The sequence below is a fragment of the Microbacterium sp. JZ31 genome (assembly GCF_016805985.1).
Lineage (GTDB): Bacteria > Actinomycetota > Actinomycetes > Actinomycetales > Microbacteriaceae > Microbacterium.
In genome coordinates this window covers 157,064-175,930 of the sequence record NZ_CP017661.1, presented here as the reverse complement: position 1 = coordinate 175,930, position 18,867 = coordinate 157,064, and the positions used below count along the sequence as shown (strand labels likewise).

Annotated in this window: 21 protein-coding genes; 9 read left to right on the top strand and 12 right to left on the bottom strand. The window is 70.9% G+C overall.

Going from position 1 to position 18,867, the window contains the following annotated elements; translation table 11 throughout:
• Window positions 1–132 precede the first annotated feature (132 nt).
• From BJP60_RS00850 to BJP60_RS00830, 5 genes are all read right to left on the bottom strand, one after another.
• Window positions 133–1,419 carry a S1C family serine protease gene (locus BJP60_RS00850; protein WP_203136937.1) on the bottom strand — a complete coding sequence of 429 codons (1,287 nt, stop codon included), beginning with the start codon at window positions 1,417–1,419 and terminating at the stop codon, window positions 133–135.
• A 168-nt stretch (window positions 1,420–1,587) separates the two neighbouring features.
• Window positions 1,588–3,276: a glycoside hydrolase family 13 protein gene (locus tag BJP60_RS00845; protein WP_203136935.1), complete on the bottom strand. Its 1,689-nt coding sequence runs from the start codon at window positions 3,274–3,276 to the stop codon at window positions 1,588–1,590.
• 97 nt (window positions 3,277–3,373) lie between these two features.
• Entirely contained in the window at window positions 3,374–4,276 is a 903-nt protein-coding gene (locus BJP60_RS00840) for a carbohydrate ABC transporter permease (protein ID WP_238439487.1), read from the bottom strand.
• Window positions 4,276–5,199, bottom strand: coding sequence for a carbohydrate ABC transporter permease (locus BJP60_RS00835; protein ID WP_238439486.1), 924 nt, complete (start codon window positions 5,197–5,199; stop codon window positions 4,276–4,278). Before BJP60_RS00835 ends, BJP60_RS00840 begins: the two co-directional genes overlap by 1 nt.
• Window positions 5,196–6,497 carry an ABC transporter substrate-binding protein gene (locus BJP60_RS00830; protein ID WP_442923388.1) on the bottom strand — a complete coding sequence of 434 codons (1,302 nt, stop codon included), beginning with the start codon at window positions 6,495–6,497 and terminating at the stop codon, window positions 5,196–5,198. The genes BJP60_RS00835 and BJP60_RS00830 overlap by 4 nt, the downstream gene beginning before the upstream one ends.
• A 118-nt stretch (window positions 6,498–6,615) precedes the next feature.
• Between BJP60_RS00830 and BJP60_RS00825 the strand changes: the two genes are divergently transcribed.
• The 5 genes from BJP60_RS00825 (at window position 6,616) to BJP60_RS00805 (ending at window position 11,326) form a co-directional block, all read left to right on the top strand.
• Window positions 6,616–7,833: an ROK family protein gene (locus BJP60_RS00825; protein WP_238439485.1), complete on the top strand. Its 1,218-nt coding sequence runs from the start codon at window positions 6,616–6,618 to the stop codon at window positions 7,831–7,833.
• A gap of 109 nt (window positions 7,834–7,942) precedes the next feature.
• Window positions 7,943–8,572 carry an HD domain-containing protein gene (locus BJP60_RS00820; protein WP_203136932.1) on the top strand — a complete coding sequence of 210 codons (630 nt, stop codon included), beginning with the start codon at window positions 7,943–7,945 and terminating at the stop codon, window positions 8,570–8,572.
• A gap of 66 nt (window positions 8,573–8,638) precedes the next feature.
• Window positions 8,639–9,526, top strand: a complete 888-nt coding sequence (locus BJP60_RS00815) for a serine hydrolase domain-containing protein (RefSeq protein WP_203136930.1) — start codon at window positions 8,639–8,641, stop codon at window positions 9,524–9,526.
• Window positions 9,527–9,626: 100 nt separating this feature from the next.
• Window positions 9,627–10,484 carry an alpha/beta fold hydrolase gene (locus BJP60_RS00810; RefSeq protein ID WP_203136928.1) on the top strand — a complete coding sequence of 286 codons (858 nt, stop codon included), beginning with the start codon at window positions 9,627–9,629 and terminating at the stop codon, window positions 10,482–10,484.
• A gap of 32 nt (window positions 10,485–10,516) precedes the next feature.
• On the top strand, window positions 10,517–11,326 hold the full coding sequence (locus BJP60_RS00805; protein WP_203136926.1) for a GNAT family N-acetyltransferase: 810 nt from the start codon (window positions 10,517–10,519) through the stop codon (window positions 11,324–11,326).
• A 59-nt stretch (window positions 11,327–11,385) separates the two neighbouring features.
• Here the strand turns inward: BJP60_RS00805 and BJP60_RS00800 are convergent, their stop codons facing one another.
• On the bottom strand, window positions 11,386–12,105 hold the full coding sequence (locus BJP60_RS00800; protein ID WP_203136924.1) for an alpha/beta fold hydrolase: 720 nt from the start codon (window positions 12,103–12,105) through the stop codon (window positions 11,386–11,388).
• A 128-nt stretch (window positions 12,106–12,233) separates the two neighbouring features.
• On the opposite strand from BJP60_RS00800, the gene BJP60_RS00795 reads away from it, so the two are divergent.
• The 4 genes from BJP60_RS00795 to BJP60_RS00780 all read left to right on the top strand — a co-directional run bounded on the left by BJP60_RS00795 (window position 12,234) and on the right by BJP60_RS00780 (window position 14,481).
• A complete protein-coding gene (locus BJP60_RS00795; protein WP_203136922.1) occupies window positions 12,234–12,830 on the top strand; it encodes a TetR/AcrR family transcriptional regulator in 597 nt (198 codons plus the stop codon).
• Window positions 12,831–12,869: 39 nt separating this feature from the next.
• Window positions 12,870–13,736 carry a helix-turn-helix transcriptional regulator gene (locus BJP60_RS00790; RefSeq protein WP_203136920.1) on the top strand — a complete coding sequence of 289 codons (867 nt, stop codon included), beginning with the start codon at window positions 12,870–12,872 and terminating at the stop codon, window positions 13,734–13,736.
• Window positions 13,737–13,804: 68 nt separating this feature from the next.
• Window positions 13,805–14,089 (top strand): ArsR/SmtB family transcription factor, encoded by a 285-nt coding sequence (locus BJP60_RS00785; protein WP_203136919.1) that lies wholly within the window; start codon window positions 13,805–13,807, stop codon window positions 14,087–14,089.
• Window positions 14,086–14,481 (top strand): VOC family protein, encoded by a 396-nt coding sequence (locus tag BJP60_RS00780; protein WP_203136918.1) that lies wholly within the window; start codon window positions 14,086–14,088, stop codon window positions 14,479–14,481. The genes BJP60_RS00785 and BJP60_RS00780 overlap by 4 nt, the downstream gene beginning before the upstream one ends.
• 28 nt (window positions 14,482–14,509) lie before the next feature.
• On the opposite strand, the gene dnaB is transcribed toward BJP60_RS00780, so the two are convergent.
• The 6 genes from dnaB to BJP60_RS00750 all read right to left on the bottom strand — a co-directional run bounded on the left by dnaB (window position 14,510) and on the right by BJP60_RS00750 (window position 18,861).
• Window positions 14,510–15,883, bottom strand: a complete 1,374-nt coding sequence (gene dnaB / locus BJP60_RS00775) for a replicative DNA helicase (RefSeq protein ID WP_203136917.1) — start codon at window positions 15,881–15,883, stop codon at window positions 14,510–14,512.
• A gap of 557 nt (window positions 15,884–16,440) precedes the next feature.
• A complete protein-coding gene (rplI, locus tag BJP60_RS00770) occupies window positions 16,441–16,896 on the bottom strand; it encodes a 50S ribosomal protein L9 (RefSeq protein ID WP_203136916.1) in 456 nt (151 codons plus the stop codon).
• Window positions 16,897–16,905: 9 nt separating this feature from the next.
• A complete protein-coding gene (gene rpsR, locus BJP60_RS00765; protein WP_040168021.1) occupies window positions 16,906–17,160 on the bottom strand; it encodes a 30S ribosomal protein S18 in 255 nt (84 codons plus the stop codon).
• A gap of 74 nt (window positions 17,161–17,234) precedes the next feature.
• Window positions 17,235–17,750, bottom strand: a complete 516-nt coding sequence (locus BJP60_RS00760; RefSeq protein WP_203136915.1) for a single-stranded DNA-binding protein — start codon at window positions 17,748–17,750, stop codon at window positions 17,235–17,237.
• A 5-nt stretch (window positions 17,751–17,755) separates the two neighbouring features.
• Entirely contained in the window at window positions 17,756–18,118 is a 363-nt protein-coding gene (rpsF, locus tag BJP60_RS00755; RefSeq protein WP_203136914.1) for a 30S ribosomal protein S6, read from the bottom strand.
• Window positions 18,119–18,321: 203 nt separating this feature from the next.
• Complete coding sequence (locus tag BJP60_RS00750; RefSeq protein WP_203136913.1) at window positions 18,322–18,861, bottom strand: YaeQ family protein; 540 nt, start codon at window positions 18,859–18,861, stop codon at window positions 18,322–18,324.
• Window positions 18,862–18,867 lie beyond the last annotated feature (6 nt).

The following is an 18,867-nucleotide window of genomic DNA, read 5'->3' as shown; positions in this document are numbered from 1 at the left end:
GGATCAAGGAGATATTCACCGTCACGGAGCGCATCGGACCGGATCGACCTCGTCCGTGGATTTCTCCTCGATCCGCGCAGACAAGGGCCCGCGGTGTCGCCGCTGCGGGCCCCTCGTGACGCAGCGAGGGGCTCAGTCGGCCGCGCCCTGGATGAGCGTCACGGTCGCCGACTGCGCGGCGCCGGATGCGTCGATCCACTCGATCGTCAGCTGCTCGCCCGGCGCGTATCCCGCCAGCAGGTCGCGCAGCGCCTGACCGTCGGCCACAGCCTGGCCGTCGACCGCCGTGATCGTGTCGCCCTGCCCGATTCCGGCCTCGGCGGCGGGCGTTCCCGCCACGACGCCCGCGATGAGCGCGCCCGCAGCCGCCGTCGTACCGCCGGGCACCGTCGTCTGCGCGGGCAGCTGCACGCCGAGGAACGCGGGGTAGCCGATCGTGATCTCGGCCGTGTCCGTGCCGGCGATGATCTGATCCGCCAGCGCGAGCGCGTCCTCGATCGGGATGGCGTAGGCGGTGGTGTCGACGCTGCCGGACGAGGCGGCGGTGGTCACCCCGATCACCTCTCCCCCGGCGTCGAGCACGGGACCTCCAGAGTCGCCCGACACGACATCCGCCGCGATCTCGATCATGCCGTCGAGCGTCTCCGCCGCGGTCGTCCCCGATGCCGCGGTGGTGACGGAGCTCTCGAGGTCGGTGATCTGGCCGTCGGCCGCGAGCAGCACGCCGCCGCCCTCCGCGTTCCCGACCGCCGTGATGGCATCGCCGACGGCCTCGGCGTCGTCGTCGATCGTCGCGGCCCGCAGTCCGGATGCGTCCTCGAGTTGCAGCACGGCGACGTCCTCGGACGGGGCCGTGCCGACGACGGTCGCGGCATACGTCTCGCCCGTGTCCGCGAGCGTGACCGCGATCGCGGTCGACCCATCGATCACGTGGTTGTTGGTCAGGATGAGCCCGTCGCTCGTCAGCACGATGCCGGTCCCCGCGGCGGCCGCCTCCTGGTAGCCGAGGACGGTCTCGATGATCGCGACCCCGACCGACTCGTCGGTGGTCGCGGCGGTCGCCTCGGGCGTCGTGGCTTCCGGCTCCGTGCCCGTGCCGCTGTCCGTCGGCGCACCATCCCAGCCCGGCGCGCCGCGATACGTCCGCTGATCGGTCCATGCATCCTGGGCCGTCGCCGCACCCGCTGCCGCCGCGGCCTGGGCGACACGGTGCGCGGCGGCCGCCCCCGCGTTCGCGGCGGCGGGCAGCCCGAACGCCAGCGCACCCGCCACGACGAGCGTCGAGCCGATGCCCACCTGCGGGCCGCGGCGCCGGTACCACGGCCTCCGCGTCTGCGGCGCCGCGCCCGCCGGCGTCGCGCTCGCCTGACCTTCCCCTGTCGACGGCGCCACGCCCGCCGCACCCTGCTCGCTGTCCATCGCTTCCTCCGCTCGTCTCGCCCCGACCGGGACGACACGATCTCAGCGCGCGATGCGATGCGAGAGCGCTCCTCGGGCTATGGGCCCGCTATGAAGATCGGCGACCGGCCGACGCGAGACGCGACGGCTGGCCGCCGAGGGGTGCGGGGACGGCCCGGATCGACGGGATCAGCGGGCGGGCGCGATCCAGATGGTCGTCTCGCCCGGTACGGACGAGCGCGTCGCGCCGTCGCTCGAGAGCACCACGTCGGCATCGTCGGGCGCGTCCGCGAGCTCGTACGGCTCGGTGCCGAAGTTCGTCACGACCTGCCAGCCGTTCGGCCGGCGGAACCACAGCACGTCGGGACGCCCGGTCTCGACCCACTCCAGCTGCTCCGGGGCCTGCAGCTCGTGTCGCAGCGCGAGCGCGCGCCGGTACAGCGACAGCGTGGAGCTCGGATCGCCATCCTGCGTCTCCACGGCGTGCTTCGCGAACCACGCCGGCTGCGGCAGGTGGGCGCCGCTCGCGCCGAAGCCGAACGACGGGCCCTCGGCCTTCCACGGCAGCGGGACGCGGCAGCCGTCGCGCCCGATCTCCGCTCCCCCGGTGCGGAAGAACGTCGGATCCTGCCGCTCCCCCTCCGGGATGTCGGCCACCTCGTGCAGGCCGAGCTCCTCGCCCTGGTAGAGGTAGGTCGATCCCGGCAGGGCGAGCATGAACAGCGTCGCGGCCTTCGCGCGGCGCGCGCCGCGCTCGCGGTCGAGCAGCGCCTCGTCGCCGCCGTTGATCAGCCAGTCGCCGCCGTGCCGCGTGTGCGAGGTCGAGTCGGCCGGCTCGGGCGGCAGACCGTAGCGCGTGGCATGCCGCACGACGTCGTGGTTCGACAGCACCCAGGTGCTCGACGAGCCGGACTCGGCCGCGAGCGCGAGGTTGTCGGTCACGATGCGGCGGAACTGCGCGGCGTCGAAGTCGGCCTCCAGCAGGTCGAAGTTGAACGACTGGCCGAGGCTCTCGGGGCTCGCGTACCGCGGCACGCGGTGCGAGGCCACCCACGCCTCCGCGACGGCGGTGCGGGGCGGGTCGTAGGAGTTGAACAGCTGCCGCCACTCGGCGTAGATCTCGTGCACGTCGTCGCGGTCGATCAGCGGGTGGTTCCCGTCGATCGGGATCAGCGTGAGCTCCTCGCGCGACGGCAGCGGCTCCGTGAGGTCCTTCGTGAGCATGTGCGCGACGTCGATGCGGAAGCCGTCGACGCCGCGGTCCGACCAGAAGCGCAGCGTCTTCAGGAAGTCCTCGCGCACCTCAGGGTTGTCCCAGTTCAGGTCGGGCTGCTCCTTCGCGAAGTTGTGGAAGTACCACTGGCCGTCCTCGACGCGGTGCCAGGCGGGACCGCCGAACACCGACACCCAGTCGGTCGGCGGCTCGGCGCCATCCGGTCCCGAGCCCTCGCGGAAGATGTACCGCTCTCTGGCGGCCGAACCGCGCCCCGCGGCGAGCGCCTCCTGGAACCACTCGTGCAGATCCGACGTGTGGTTCGGGACGATGTCGACGATCACGCGGATGCCGCGCGCGTGCAGCTCGGCGACCATCCTGTCGAAGTCCTCGAGCGTGCCGAGCCGCGGATCCACGTCGCGGTAGTCGGCGACGTCGTAGCCGCCGTCCGCGAGCGCCGACGGGTAGAACGGGCTCAGCCACACCGCGTCGATGCCGAGCGAGGCGAGGTAGTCCACCCGGGAGACGACACCGGGGATGTCGCCGAGGCCGTCGCCGTCCGCGTCCGCGAAGCTGCGCGGGTAGATCTGGTAGACGACGGCATGCCGCCACCAGTTCGGGTCCTTCAGGGCGTCGGGGGTCTCGTGGGGCAGCACCTCGGTCATGGGGCGGCGACTCCTTCCGGTTGTCGGGCGGTTGCGCGTTCGGTCGCGCGGGCGGACGGTTGTGCGGACGGGTTGTACGGACGATCGGGCGGCGGGTTCAGCCCTTGACGGCGCCCTGCGTGACGCCCTCCATCACCCAGCGCTGCGTGAACAGGTAGGCGACGATCGCGGGCGCCATGGCCATGAGGTACGAGGCGAAGGCGACGTTGTAGTTGTTGCTGAACTGGTTCTGGAACAGGTTCTGCCGCACGGGCAGCGTCTGCAGGGCCGGATCGGAGATGATCAGCGACGGCATCATGAAGTCGTTCCAGGCGTACAGGAACGCGAAGATGCCGACCGTCGCGCTCATCGGTGCGAGCAGCGGGAAGATCAGCCGCCAGAACGTCTGCCACGTGCTGGCGCCGTCGATCCGCGCGCTCTCCTCGAGCTCGATCGGAATCGAGCGCAGGAACGCCGTGAACAGCAGCACGCTGAAGCTCAGCTGGAACATCGTGGCAAGGATGATCACGCCCACCGGGTTGTCCAGCCCGACGCGTCCGGTGAGCTGGATCTGCGGCAGCGCCACGACCGGGAACGGGATGAACATCGCAGCCAGCAGGTAGAAGAACGACCAGCGGAACAGGCGGCGGTCCCAGTTGCGCACGATGGCGTAGGACGCCGTCGCGGCGAGCACGATCGTCGCGACGACCGTGCCCGCGGTCACGAACAGCGAGATGCCGGCGCCCACCGGGAAGCGCGTGAGGTTCCAGGCCTGGACGAAGCCGTCGATGCTGAACGGCGCGGGCAGCGAGAACGCGTTGCCGTCGACCGCCTGGCTACCGGTCTTGAACGCCATGCTGATCGTGACGTACAGCGGCAGCAGCACGGTCACCGCGCACAGGATGAGCAGGATCGTGCCCGACCAGTTGACGCGCTCGGCGCCCTCGCGGTTCGCGCGCACGGGGCCGGTGCGGGGGACTTCGGGGGCGCCCTGCGTGGCGTTCGAGGCGGTAGCGGACATCAGAACGTGTTCCTTCCCCGCGTCAGCGAGAGCTGCAGGAGCGAGATGAGCACCGCCACGACGAAGAAGATCGTCGCGTTGGCCATCTGATAGGCGTAGTCGCCGCCGTAGAAGCCCTGGACGATCGACATCGCGACGCTGCGCGTCGCGGTTCCCGGCCCGCCGCCCGTGAGGCCGACGATGATGTCGTACGCGTTCAGGTAGTTCTTGAAGCCGAGGATCACGTTGATCACCACGTATCCCGCGACGAGCGGGATCGTGATGCGGAACAGCTGCTGAGTCTTGCTCGCCCCGTCGATGTCGGCCGCCTCGTACACGTCGCCCGGCACCGACAGCAGACCCGCGATGTAGATCAGCAGCGTGCCCGGCACCGACTGCCAGGCGGTGACGATCACGATCGCGATCCATGCGAGATCCGGATTGGCCAGCAGGCTCGTCTGCAGCCACGAGATCCCGGTCGCCGCTCCCGCGGCGGGCAGAGAGTTCGAGAACAGGAAGTTGAAGACGTAGGCGATGATGATGCCCGAGATCACCATCGGGATCACGAAGATCGTGCGCAGCCCGGTCTTCAGCCGGATCCGGGACGTCAGGCCGACCGCGAGCAGGAACGCGATGACGTTCACCACGATGACCGTGGTGATGGAGAACCCGAACGTGAACAGGTAGCTGCGCAGGATCGCGGGATCGCTGAACATCGCGACGTAGTTCGTGAGCCCGTTGAAGCTCCACTCGCCGATGCCGATCGAGTCGGTGAAGCTGAAGAAGATGCCCACCACGCCCGGCACCGTGATCGCGAGCGTGAACAGCACCAGGCTCGGCAGCAGGAACAGGTAGTAGATCGGCTCGACGCGGCGCTTGTGCCCGCGCCCGGTCGCCTGCGGCGCGGTGGTCGCCGGACCCGTCGTCACGATCGCCTGGCTCATTCGTCCGCTCCCTGCGCGTCGGTGCGCGGCGCCGGCGCGCGGAACGCCACGCGCGCCCAGTCCGCGTCGATCGTGCGCAGCATCTGGCCCGTGTCGGAGCCCAGCACCATCGCCTGCGCGTAGCCGTTGATCGGGATGGTGCGCGGCACGAGCACCGACGGCCCCTGGTAGAACCGACCCTCGGCGTAGAACTCGCTCATGCCCTCGATGCGCGGGTCGTCCGGCGTCGGCGCGTCGGCCGTCGGTGTGAAGCCGAGCTGCGAGGCGTTGTACGCCTCGATGTTCTCGGGCTGGAAGAGGAACTCGAGGAAGTCGCGCCCGGCCTCCGGGTTGGCGGCCTCCACGGGCACCATGCCCGCGAGGTCCATGTTCACTCGCACGGCGAGGTCGTCCGGATCATCCGTCATCGGCAGCGGGAACGTGCCGAGATCCAGGTCCTCCGCGGTCTTCGCGATCTCGCTGAAGGCCCACGGCCCCTGCAGGTACATCGCCGCCTCGCCGTTCGCGAAGGCGAGGTTGCCGTCGCCGTAGCCGCGGCTCGCCGCGTCCTCGTTCGTGAACTCGGTGAGCTGGACCATCCGCTCCATCGGCTCGGCGAAGTCGCGCTCGAAGGACACCTCGGAGTCGGCCCCGACGTCGGCGCCCTCCTGCGCGAGGCGATCGAAGAAGTCGAGCACGTCGAGCGAGCCGCCCGCCGCGTAGTCGTACCAGCCCTGGCCGACCGTCCAGTCGTCCTTGAACGTCGCGTAGATGGGCGTCACGCCGGCGGCCTCGAACGTCTCGCAGGCGGCGAGCAGCTCCTCCCAGGTCTGCGGCACCTCGACGCCGTGCTCGTCGAAGATCTCCCGGTTGTAGATCACGGACGCCGCCATGACCGAGTAGGGGATCGCGCTGACGCGGCCCTCGCACGTGCCGTACTGCGCCATGAGAGGCGCGAGGTCCTCGTTCGTGTTCGCGGCGGCCTCGGTGTCGGACAGGTCGGTGAGCGCGCAGCGCTGCACGTACCGGGCGACCTCGTAGTTGTAGTTCGCGAGCATGACGTCCGGCGGATTGCCGCGCACGAAGCTCGCCGAGACCACGTCGATGCCGGACGTGTCCATCTCGACGCGCACCTCATCCTGCGACGCGTTGTACTCGTCGACGAGCCCGTTCATGAACTCCAGCGCCTCGCGCTTGGAGAACGCGAACCGGATGGTCTCGCGCCCGTCCGCGGAGCAGCCGGCGAGCATCGCTCCCCCCAGCGCGAGCACCGCCGCGGCCGCCGCCACGCGCACCGCCCGTATCGATCTCGAAGACACCGTCGTCCTTTCCTGGAGTCGCCCCGCGTCGGCATCGCCGTAATAAATTCGCTGGCCGAATCAAGTCGATTGGGGAAGACTCTCTCAGGACTCGAACGAAAGGTCAAGAGCCATGGTGATGAGCCCCGCGGACCTCGGCACGGGCCGATCGAGCCTCGGACGGGTGCTCGACTTCGCCTGGGGCGCGGGCGTCTTCACCGCGACCGACGCCATGGCCGCCGCCACGCTGACCCGGTCGACGACGATCGACGCCATCGACACCCTGGTGGCGGCGCGGATGCTGCGCGAGCTGCCGAACGCGCGAGCGGCCGGCGAGTACCGCGCGGGGCGACCCGCGCGACGCTTCGAGCTGCCAGCGGATCTCGGGACCGTGGCGGGCCTCGACGCGGGGGACACGCACCTGAGCCTGCAGGTGACGAACCTCGCCGGCGAAGCCATCCTGCACAGCCGCTTCGATCTCGATCCCGGTCATTCGATCCGCCGGCGCCAGGACGCGGTGCTGCGGCACGTGGAGACCGCGCTCGCCGGGGGTGGGCATGGGCCCCTCCTGGCGCTGTGCGTGGGGGTCGCGGCGCCCGTGGACAGGGACGGCCACTCCCCCAGGCATCCCGACGGCTTCTGGGAGCGCACCAACGCCGGCCTCGTGGACCTGCTCGCCGACCTGGCGGACGTGGTCGAAGTGAAGAACGACGCGCAGCTCGCCGCCACCGCCGAGGGCGCCGTGGGCGCGGCCGTGGACTGCCGGGATTACGTGGCGCTGCTGGCCGGCGAGCGGCTGGGCGCCGGCGTGGTGATCGACGGCCACCTGCTCCACGGCCTGCACGGCGGCGTCGGCGAGATGTTCGCTTTCGACTACGTGCGCGGCGTCGACTCCGCCTTCGGGCTCGGCCCGATCCTCGAGCGTCGCGCCCGCGCGCTCGTCGCATCGGGAGAGACGGCTCCGGACGGCGGACTCGCCGGCCTGGATCCGCGCGACGTGGACGCCCGTCACGTGCTCGGGCTCGCGGCGGCCGGCGATCCGGACGCGCTGCAGGTGGTGCGCACGGCGGGTGAGAGCCTCGCCCGCATCGTCGGGGTGCTCGGCAGCATGTACGACCCCGAGCGGATCATCGTCTGCGGCGCCATCGCCGAGGGCATCGGTCCGGTGCTCGACGCCGCGCGGGAGGCGCTCGGACCGCACCTGCACCTGCCGGCTCCCGCGCTCGTCGCATCGTCTCTGGGAGCGGACATCGTCACGCGCGGCGCCGTGCTGCGGGCGCTCGAGAGCGCGCGCCAGGTCGCGCTGCCCCGGCTCGCGGAGCGGCGCCTGCGGGAGACCGAGGACGCGCGCCGCTAGGACACGCGGGCCCGGAGCGGGGGGCAACGCACGGGACGACGCCGGATTCGCCGGCACCATCGCAGCCGCGGCCCTGCCGCACGCCGTCCTCCGCTGGAAGGATCGACGCATGAGCCCGGAGCGCGATGCGGCCGCCGTCGGGGCGGCGCTGCGCGAGATCGCCCGCACGCAGCGCGTGCCGTCGCGCGCACTGATCGACGACGGCCTCGTGGACGCGGTCGACGAACTCGCCTCCATGCGCGACGTGCCGCAGGACGCGATCTGGCATCCGGAGGGCGACGTGCTCACGCACTGCCTGACGGCTGCCGACCTCGCGGCGGCCGGCTGCGACCGCGGGGACATCCCGGGCGAGCGGCGCGAGCTGGTCGTACTCGCCGCACTGCTGCACGACATCGGCAAGCCGCGGACCACCACGCGCAATCCGGAGGGCAGGATCATCTCGCACGGGCATGCGGACGCGGGTGCGGAGATCGTGCAGGACCTCGGCGGGCGGCTGGCGTGGCCCGAGCCGCTCACGCGCGCGCTCGTCACGCTGGTGGAGACGCACATGGCGCCCGCGAGCGTGAAGGGCACGCCGACGCGTCGCGCCGTGCGCCGCCTGCGCGCGCGGCTCGAGGCGGCCGGCACGAGCCTCGACGACTGGGCGATGCTCGTGCACGCCGACGGATCGGCGCGGGGTGCGGCCGCCCGCGGCGACGCCGCGGACCCGTGGCTGCGCGTGGCCGCCGAGCGCGACTGAGGCAGGGCTGCCGGCGGCGTGCGCGTAGTCTGTCCGAGGCCCTCGGGGCCGGAGGAGGCAGCACGGGTGGAGGCGACGACGAGCCGGGACGCGGTCACCGCACAGGCGGCGCTCGAGCGTCTCGTCCGCGGCATCGAGGCCGAGGGGCTCGGCGCGCTGGGCGCGCACGTGCTAATCGGCGAGGACGAGGCCGCTCACCGGTGGGCGCCGGACGTGCGCATCGACGTCGAGTCCGTCGCGAAGGGGGTGGCCGTCCTCGCGGCGGGGATCGCGCACGACGAGGGCGTCTTCGACATCGACGCCGCCGTCGCCCGCTACCTTCCCGACCTCGCGACCGGCGACGGCGTGGCCGAGGTCACGATCCGGCACCTGCTCACGATGACCAGCGGCATCGACCTGCCCTGGACGCCGACCCTGTTCGAGGACTGGCCGGATCTCGCGCGCGAGTTCCTCAGCCGCCCCTCCCGCGGGCGCGTGACCCAGTACGCGAACGCCAGCACGTACACGGCCATGCGGGCCCTCGCGGCGGTCGTCGGCGACGTCTCCGACTGGCTCGCACCGCGGCTGTTCGCGCCGCTCGGCATCGACGACGTGGGCTGGGAGCGCTGTCCGAACGGGTGGATCAAGGCCGCCGGCGGCCTGCACCTGCGCACCGAGGAGCTGGCCCGCATCGGCAGGCTGATCCGCGATCGCGGCGTCTGGCGCGGGCGGCGGATCATCTCCACCCGCTGGATCGACGCGATGCACGCCGACTGGATCGCCACGGGCGGCTCCCCCGGCTACGAGCACTACGCCCTCTCGGGCTGGGCGGGGCCCGGGACGGCGTGGCGCCTGCACGGCGCGTACGGACAGCTGCTGGTGTTCGCCGGCGACGCCGTCGTGACGATCACCGCCGACGACCACCCCGGCGGTCTGCGGATGGCCGAGCTGGCCGTCCAGTCCGTCAGCGCCTGACGCCGATCAGCGCACGCGGACGCTCGGATCCCGCGGCGAAGCCGCTCCCGAGAGAATGGCAAGAGTCGCCACACGACCCCTGCAACGAGAAAGGTCGAGCATGCCGCCGGAATTCACCGCTCACCCTCCGCAGCGCGAGCACCGGATCACGCTTCCTGACGGGCGCGTGCTGGCACTCGGCGAGTACGGCGCAGCGGACGGCATCCCTGTGATCTTCTTCGCGGGAGCGGCCAGCTCCCGCACCATGAACGTCTATGGCGACGCCGCCGCGGTCAGGAGCGTGCGACTGATCACGTTCGACCGGCCGGGCCTGGGAGCCTCCAGCCCGGACCCTGCGAAGTCGGCCCAGAGTGTGGCGGCCGACCTCGACCACGCACTCGCCCGCATCGACGTGCACTCCCCCGTCGCCTTCGCGAACTCTCAGGGAGCGGCCTTCGGGCTCGCCACCGCCGCCCGCGGCATCTTCTCTCGCATCGCGCTGGTCTCACCCGCCGACGAGCTCGCCCACCCCGGTCTCAGCGCCCTGCTCACCGCCGATGTCGCGACCTTCGTCAACCGGATCGCGACCGACGAGAGATCGATGCGGGAGGTGCTGAGCTCGTTCACGGCCGAGAGCATGATGAACTTCGTCTTCTCGGGCGCCGCCCCGAGCGACGCGGAGGTGTTCGGTGACGACGACTTCCGTCGCCTGTATCGGACGGCGCTCGATGAGGGCTTCGCCCAGGGCGGTGCCGGCTACGCACAGGACACGATCATCGCGTCAACGCCGTGGCGCATACCCGAGCAGTCCGTCGGAGACGTGCGGATCTGGTTCGGGGCCGACGACACGTCGCACTCGCCCGATCAGGGCGAGCAGCTGGCGCAGCGCTGCTCCGCGATGCGGCGTGTGGTGTCCGGCGTCGGCGGCGCACTGGCCTGGACGCACACGGCCGAGATCCTGGACGACCTGCTCGCATGACCGGGACGGGCGGTGACGAGAGGGATGTCCCCATGGTCGACGAGACCGCGGCGGTGGATCCCGAGACCGCGCGGGCGGCGGACGGCGATGCCTGGCAGACGCACGGCCTGATCCGCGCCGCGAGTGGCGGAGCCGTCGCCGAGCACCCGGGCGTGCGAACGATGACCAGCGGCCTTCCCCACCCGCAGTGGAACAACGCCGATGTGCATGATCCCGCTCGTGTGGACGTCGCAGGGGTCGCCCGCTGGTACGCGCGCCGGGGTGTGCCGTGGGGCTTTCGGGTGCCGGCCGGTGCCGAGTGGGTGCACGGCAGGCGGCTGTTCCGCTGCCGACTGATGGCGCTCGACGCTTCGATGCTCCGCCCGACGACGGGCGACGGCGTGACGGTGCGGGCCGCCGCCGAGCGAGACATCCGCGAGGTCGTCGCCGTGGACGCTCAGGCGTTCGGCGGCGACCCGGCGGCGGCATGGATGCTGCCGCTCCTGCGGTCGTCGCGGGCGACCGTCGCACTCGCCAGCATCCGCGGACGCGCTGTGGGGACCGGCTACGTGCTCCGATCCGACGGGTGGGCGGGCCCGTCCGCGCTTCTGGCAGGCATCGGCGTGCTGCCCGCGGCACGTCGGCGCGGCGTCGGCGCGGCGCTGTCGTCATGGCTGCTGCAACGGGCCTTCGAGGACGGCGCCCGGATCTCGGTTCTCAACCCCGACAATGACGATGCGGCGCGCGTCTACTCTCGTCTGGGCTTCTCGGAGGTCGAGGGCTTCGACATCTACGCCGGGGAGCAGGCCCCACCCGCGCGGGGCATCATCGCGAGGAAGGGCTCGCGCAGGCGAGCTCCTTGACCGGCTCTCCCGGCGGCTGACCTTTCCCGCGTCGGACATTCAGCACGCGGGCGGCGCGGTCAACTGCCGGCGACGGCGCGCGCCGCGGTCTCGATGACGTCGGCGACCTCGGCGGGGTGGGTGTGCATCACGAGGTGCGGCCCGTCGATCTCGACGATCTCCCGGAGACCCGCTCGCGAGTAGCCGAAGCGCTCCACCTCGGGGTTGATCGTCCTGTCGGACGAGGACACGATGCCCCACGCGGGCGTCGTCTTCCACGCCGCGGCACTCGCGGGCTCACCGAACGCGAAGGCGGTCAGCGGGCGCTGCGAGACGGCGAGCACCTCGGCGACCTTCGGGTCGACGCCTTCGGCGAAGACGGCGGGGAACGCGTCGATCACGACCGAGACGTCCGTGCCGTCCTCCGCTCCCGCGACGGGGAACGGCGTGTAGACGAGGTTCGCCGCCAGGTCGGAGTCGGGGAACCCGCCCTGCAGCTGGCCGAGGCTCTCTCCCTCCTCCAGCGCGTAGCCCGAGACGTAGACGAGCGCCGCGACGTTCTCGGCCGCTCCCGCGACCGTGATGACGGCTCCGCCGTAGGAATGCCCGGCGAGCACGACGGGACCGTCGAGGCGCTCGACGAACGCCCGCACGGAGGCGGCGTCCTCGGCGAGGCTGCGGTTGTACACGGGCGGCACCAGGACGGTGTGACCGCGGTCGAGCAGCTCGCGGGTCACGGGCGCCCAGCTGGCGGAATCGGCGAAGGCGCCGTGGACGAGGACGATGGTCGGGGTGGGCATGGGAGACCTCCTTGGATGCGGTCCGGCGGACCGTTCTCGCCCATGCTGAGTTCGCAGCGCCCGCGTCGTCGTGGCCCGCGATGTACCACCCAGCGCGCGAGCGGGCCCGCGAGGGATAGCGTTGGAGGATGCCACGAGCTCGCGCCTTCGACGAGGATGCCGTCCTGGACGCCGCCATCGAGCTGTTCTGGGTGCGCGGCTATCGGGGCACATCTGTGGGCGACCTGTCGGCGGCGACCGGCGTGGCCAACGGCAGCCTGTACCAGGCGTGGGGCAGCAAGTGGGAGCTCTTCCTCGCCGCCTTCCGCCGGTACTGCGCGCGCCGGGTCGACCTGGTGACCGCGGCCGTCACGGGGCATCATGCGGACGCCACGGATGCCGCCGCCCACTTCCTCGACGCCATCATCGCCGACTGCCGCGCACAGCCCGATCAGCGCGGATGCCTCATGATCAACACGATGTCGGAGCTCGGCACCTCCCCCGAGGTCGCCCGGATCAGCAACGCCACCGTCGCCCGGATGGACGCGATCGTGGCGGACGAGCTCGCGCAGACGAGCGGTCTGGATCCGCAGCATCCGGAGGTCCTCGCGTCGGCGTCGCACCTCGTGGCCGTGTCGCAGGCGGTCATCCAGTTCGCGCGCGTGGGGCGCGCCGAGGCGCAGCTCCGCACGGTCACGGGCCATGCCGCGGACGCGGTCGGACGGAGCCTGCGCACGGCGGCCTGAGGCATTCCCCTCGCGCCGAGGGGGGTGTACCTTTCTGGAGTGAGCACTCCACTACGCCCCGCGGCGTCGCTGCCCACCCACCTCGCGCAGCTGGGCGCCTACCTCCGCGCGCGGCGTGACATCACGCAGCCCGAGGACGTGGGCCTCGAACGCTTCCCCGGTCGCCGGGTCTCGGGCCTGCGCCGCGACGAGGTCGCGACACTGGCCGGCATCAGCACCGAGTACTACCTGCGGCTCGAGCAGGGCCGGGGCGCCCGGCCGTCCGACCAGGTGCTCGCCGCGCTCGCACGCGTCTTCCGGCTCGACGGCGGGGCCCGCGCGTACCTGCTGCGGCTGGCGTCGGGCATGCCTCCGACGCCGCCCGTCGAGCCCGGGCCGGCCGGCGATCAGATCGCTCGCGTGCTCGCGCAGTGGACCCATACGCCGGCGTACATGTCCGATCCCCACCGCGACATCGTCGCCGCCAATCCGCTCGCGACCGTCTTCGGCGGCGGAGGGCTGGGCGCCGGGCACAACCAAATCGCGAGCCTGTTCAGCCCGCAGAACAAGGCGGCCATCGTCGAGTGGGAGGACATGGCCCGCGCCGCCGTGGCGACGCTGCGCCGCGACGCGCACCCGTCCTCACCCCGCCTCGCGCAGCTCGTCGCCGACTTGTCGGCCGATCCCGACTTCGCGCGCATGTGGGCGCGCCACGACGTGTCGGAGCTCGAGGATGCGCGCTTCCACATCCAGATCCCCGGCGTCGGCACCCTGGAGATCGAGGCGCAGAACTTCGGAGTGGGCAGCCTCCCCGGCTACCAGCTCACGGTGCTGTCGGGCGCGCCCGGCAGCCTCGCCGCGAGCGTGTTCGCGAAGCTCGCCTCGTCGATCTCGACCTCAGCGGCCACGCCATCCCCTTCGGCGTGAGCCGCGCCGCCGCTGGCTCTTCGCCGGGGGCATTGACAGGCAAGTGAACACTTGCCTATTGTGGCGTCGTGGGCGACGTGTTCAAGGCTCTGGCAGACGAGACCCGTCGCATCATCCTCGACGAACTGGCGGCCCGCGACGAGCAGACGCTGTTCGAGCTGTGCGTCCGGCTGTCGCACCACGGGCTCACCCCCACCCGCCAGGCGGTGTCGCAGCACCTCGAGGTGCTCGAATCCGCGGGCCTCGTGCACAGCGAACGCCGCGGACGCTACAAGTTCCACACACTCGACACGCGCCCACTCGCGCAGATCGCCGCGCGATGGCCGTCCACCCCGGAAGCAGGAGCACCATGAAGATCCAGGCCTTCTCCGTCTTCGTCGACGATCAGCAGCGCGCACTGGAGTTCTACACCGAGAAGCTCGGGTTCGCCGTCGCGGCCGACATCCCTATGGGTGAGCACCGCTGGCTCACCGTCGTCGATCCGGCCGCTCCGAAGGGGACCCAGATCTCGCTCGAGCCCAACGATCACCCCGCGGTCCCGCCCTTCACCGAGGCGCTCGCTTCCGACGGGATCCCGTTCTGCACGTTCGGCGTAGACGACGTGCAGGCCGAGTACGCGCGCCTGCGCGACCTCGGCGTGCGCTTCACGCAGCAACCCCTGGCGCAGGGCCCGATGACCACCGCCGTCCTGGACGACACGGTGGGGAACCTCATCCAGATCGCCGCCTTCGCCGAGGCGCCATGACGGCGATCCCCACAGCGGGGAATCTCGCTCAGGCGAAGTCGTTGGCCGGGGCCATGTCCGCGAAGCGCGAGAAGTGGCCCTGGAACGCGACCTCGATGGTCGCGGTGGGACCGTTGCGGTGCTTGGCGACGATCAGGTCGGCCTCGCCCGGGCGGGTGTCCTTGTCGTAGACCGAGTCGCGGTGCAGCAGGATCACCATGTCGGCGTCCTGCTCGATCGAGCCCGACTCACGCAGGTCGCTGACCTGGGGACGCTTGTCGGTGCGCTGCTCGGAGCCTCGGTTCAGCTGCGACAGCGCGATGACCGGCACCTGCAGCTCCTTCGCGAGCAGCTTGAGCGCGCGCGAGAACTCGCTGACCTCCTGCTGACGCGACTCGACCTTCTTGCCGCTCGTCATGAGCTGCAGGTAGTCGATGATGACCATCTTGAGCCCCGCGCGCTGCTTGAGCCGGCGGCACTTCGCGCGGATCTCGACGAGCGTCATGTTGGGGCTGTCGTCGATGAACAGCGGCGCCTCGTGGATGCGCCCGCGCGTCTGCGCGATGTTCGTCCAGTCCCGCGAGTCGAGCGTTCCCTTGCGGATGTTCTGCAGCGGGATCGCGCCCTCGGCGCTGAGCAGGCGCATCGCGATCTCGGCCTTGCCCATCTCGAGCGAGAAGAACACGGCCGGCATGTTGTGCTTGATCGCGGACGCGCGGGCGAAGTCGAGCGCGAGCGTCGACTTTCCCATGGCGGGCCGCGCCGCGACGACGATCATCTGGCCGCCGTGCAGGCCGTTGGTCAGCTCGTCGAGCTCGGCGAAGCCGGTGGGGACGCCCGTCATGCCGCCGTCGCGACCGCCGGCCGCTTCGATCTCCTCCATCGCGGCATCGACCGCAATGGACAGCGGCACGTAGTCCTCGGTGCGCTCGGTGCCCGTGACGCCGTAGATCTCGGCCTGCGCGTTGTTGACGAGGTCGACCGCCTCGCCCTCGCCCGAATACCCCATCTGCACGATGCGCGTGCCGGCCTCGACGAGGCGGCGCAGCAGCGCGCGCTCGGCCACGATGTTCGCGTAGTAGCCGGCGTTGGCGGCCGTGGGCACGATCGACGTGAGCGTGTGCAGGTAGTCGGCCCCACCCGCGCGCTGCAGGTCGCCCGTCTTGATGAGCTCGTCCGTCACGGCGACGACGTCGGTCGGCTCACCGTGCGAGTACAGCGACAGCACGGCCTCGAAGATCAGCTCGTGCTTGGGGATGTAGAAGTCGGAGCCGCGCAGCGACTCGATCACGTCGGCGACCGCGTCCTTTGACAGCAGCATGCCGCCCAGGGTCGACTGCTCCGCGAGCAGATCGTGCGGAGGCGTGCGCTCGTGCTCGCGCGGTCCGCCCATTCGCTCGTCGGAGATATCGGCGATCGACACGGGGACTTCCTTCCTTCGGCGACGCGCTTCGGGACGCGCTCGCCCGCCTGGATCCGGGTGGGGTGATCCGGATCCGCGTGCGGTGGGACGCGGCGTCGCAGCCAGGAGAGCAGGGGCCTCCGACATCCGCTCGTTCACCGTAGGTTCGGCGTTCTCCCCAAGCAAACCGGCCTGTGGATAACTCTGTGGAGAGCCTGCGGAAACCGCCGACACGTGTGTGGAAACGTGCTGTGGAGAAATCCGACGCGCCCGAGCGCGGCGATGTTTTATTCTGCGGTTGACCTGCGCTTTTCACAACCCACACCCTGTGGATGGCGTTGTGATTAAACAACTGCTTGAAGGTTCGGTCGCGAACGTTCGACTGTGAAGAACTGTCGCCATCCCGATCCCATCGACGACCGATATGTCAAGGCGGAGTGAACGGCGCGTGACGGCGCGGATGACCCGCCGTGGCCCGTCCGGAAAGACGGCGGAGGCCGTGGCGCGGCTGCCTCCGGCGCACGCGAAAGCGGGGCGGATCCCGAAGGATCCGCCCCGCTTCGAAAGCGCCGAGACGCTTACTTCTTGAGCGCGACGACCTGCAGCGCGATGACCGCCGTGACGTCGTCGTGCAGGCGCACGACGGCCTCGTGGTCGCCCACCGTCTTGATGGCGGTGGGGATGGTGATCTTGCGCTTGTCCAGCGAGCCCAGACCGGCCTCGGACACCGCGTCGGCGATGTCGGCGGTCTTGACCGAGCCGAACAGGCGACCCTCGGCGCCCGCCTTGACGGCGAGCTTCACGCGGGTGCCCTCGATCGTGTTCTTCAGGGCGACGGCCTCGTCGTGCGTCGCGATGGCGCGAGCCTCGCGCGCGGCGCGGATCGACGCGACCTGCTTCTCGCCACCGCGCGTCCACGCGACGGCGAAGCCCTGGGGGATGAGGTAGTTGCGGGCGTACCCGTCCTTGACCTCGACCACGTCTCCGGCGCTGCCCAGGCCGTCGACCTCGTGAGTGAGAATCAGCTTCGACATGGGTGCTCCTTAGCGGCCGGCGCCGGCGTAGGGCAGGAGCGCCATCTCGCGCGCGTTCTTGATCGCCTTGGCGATAAGACGCTGCTCCTGCACCGAGACACCGGTGATACGACGGGCACGGATCTTGCCGCGCTCCGAGATGAACTTGCGAAGGGTCGCGACGTCCTTGTAGTCAATGACGCCGACCCGGATCGACTTCGCGGGAGCGGCGTTCTTCGCGCCCTTCCGCGGCTTGCGGCGGTCGCCGCTCGACTTTCCAGCCATTTTGGGTCCTTAGTTTTCCTGAGTCCCGGCGCGACTGCCCGCGGGGCGGGCGAGGCGTCGGGACGCAACGAGATTTAGAACGGGGTGTCGTCTCCGAACGACCCCGGGGTGCTCCATGCGTCGGCGCCCGTCTGCGACCCGGGGGTCGACCACGGCTCCTCCGAGACCTGCTGGCGCGGCTGTCCGCCGCCGCCGAACTGGCCCTGACCGCCGCCGCCCTGGCCGCCCGCGGCGCGGGTGACCTGTGCGGTGGCGTAGCGCAGCGACGGCCCGATCTCGTCGATCTCGAGCTCGATCGTGGTGCGCTTCTGGCCCTCGCGGTCCTCGTAGGAGCGCTGGCGGAGGCGACCCTGCGCGATCACGCGCATGCCCTTCGTCAGCGAACCCGCGACGTGCTCGGCGAAATCGCGCCACACGCTGGCCCGCAGGAAGAGAGCCTCGCCGTCCTTCCACTCGCCCGACGCGCGATCGAAGTTGCGCGGCGTCGAGGCGATCGTGAAGTTCGCCACGGGCAGGCCGTTCTGCGTGTAACGCAGCTCGGGGTCAGCCGTGAGGTTGCCCACGACGGTGATGACGGTCTCGCCGGCCATGGGGCTTAGGCCTTCGCCGCCGTCTTGCGAGCGGCACGCTCCTCGGCGCGCTTCGCCTCGGAAGCGACCATCGCGATGGCCTCCTCGGCGCGCAGCACCTTGGTGCGCATGATCTGCTCGTTGAGGCCCAGCTGGCGGTCCAGCTCCTGGGTGGCCTCGCTGGTCGCGGTGAAGTTCACGACGGCGTAGATGCCCTCGTTCTTCTTCTGGATCTCGTAGGCCAGACGGCGCTTGCCCCAGATGTCGATGTTCTCGATGGTGCCACCGGACTCGGTGATCACCGTCAGGAACTTGTCGACGATCGTGGGAACCTGGCGCTCGTCGATCTCCGGCTGCAGGATGGCCATGAGCTCGTACTGGTGCGTCACTTACCCACCTCCTTCGGACTTGATCGGCTGCCGGGCATTTCCCGACAGCAGGAGGGTGTGTTGCACGTCGTGCGGGCGAGCGCGAGCGCGCGCGGATCCGCACAACCTGGACAGTCTATCGGACGCGCCGGCTCTGAGCGATCCGGCCTCTCAGGATCGGGGGTCGCCCAGGCGCACGGCGGCGCAGCGCGACCGTCCGCGCGTCAGCCCAGCCGGTGGTCGTGGACCGCGGACGTGAGGCTCGTGCCGTTCAGCTCGAGGTAGAGCTGCCGCTCCGTGATCGACAGCGTCACGGTGTTGCGACGCTCGAGCGCCGCGACGGCGCCGTCGACGAAGCCCGGATCGAACGTGTGCAGCACGAGCTCGTCCGCCCGGTGGATGCGCTTTCCGGCCCACGACGCGAGCAACTTGGCGGGCTCGCGCTGCGTGTAGACGACCGTGCGGTCGGCGAGCTTGCTGCCGTGGTGCAGCCGCTCCGCGTCGGGGGCGCCGACCTCGATCCACGCGAGGACGCGGCCCGTGAGGTCGCGCACGAGCACGGCGGGCTCATCCTGCGACGAGATCCCCTCGCTGAATGCGATGCCCTCCTCGAACTCGAGGCAGTAGGCCAGCACGCGCAGGATCATGTTCGCGTCGGTCTCCGACGGATGCCGCGCCACGCGGAGGGTGAGCTCGTCGTAGACCCCGCGGTCGACGTCCGCCAGCTGCACATCGAACGTGTGGATCGTCGCGCCGAGGGCCATGAGGAT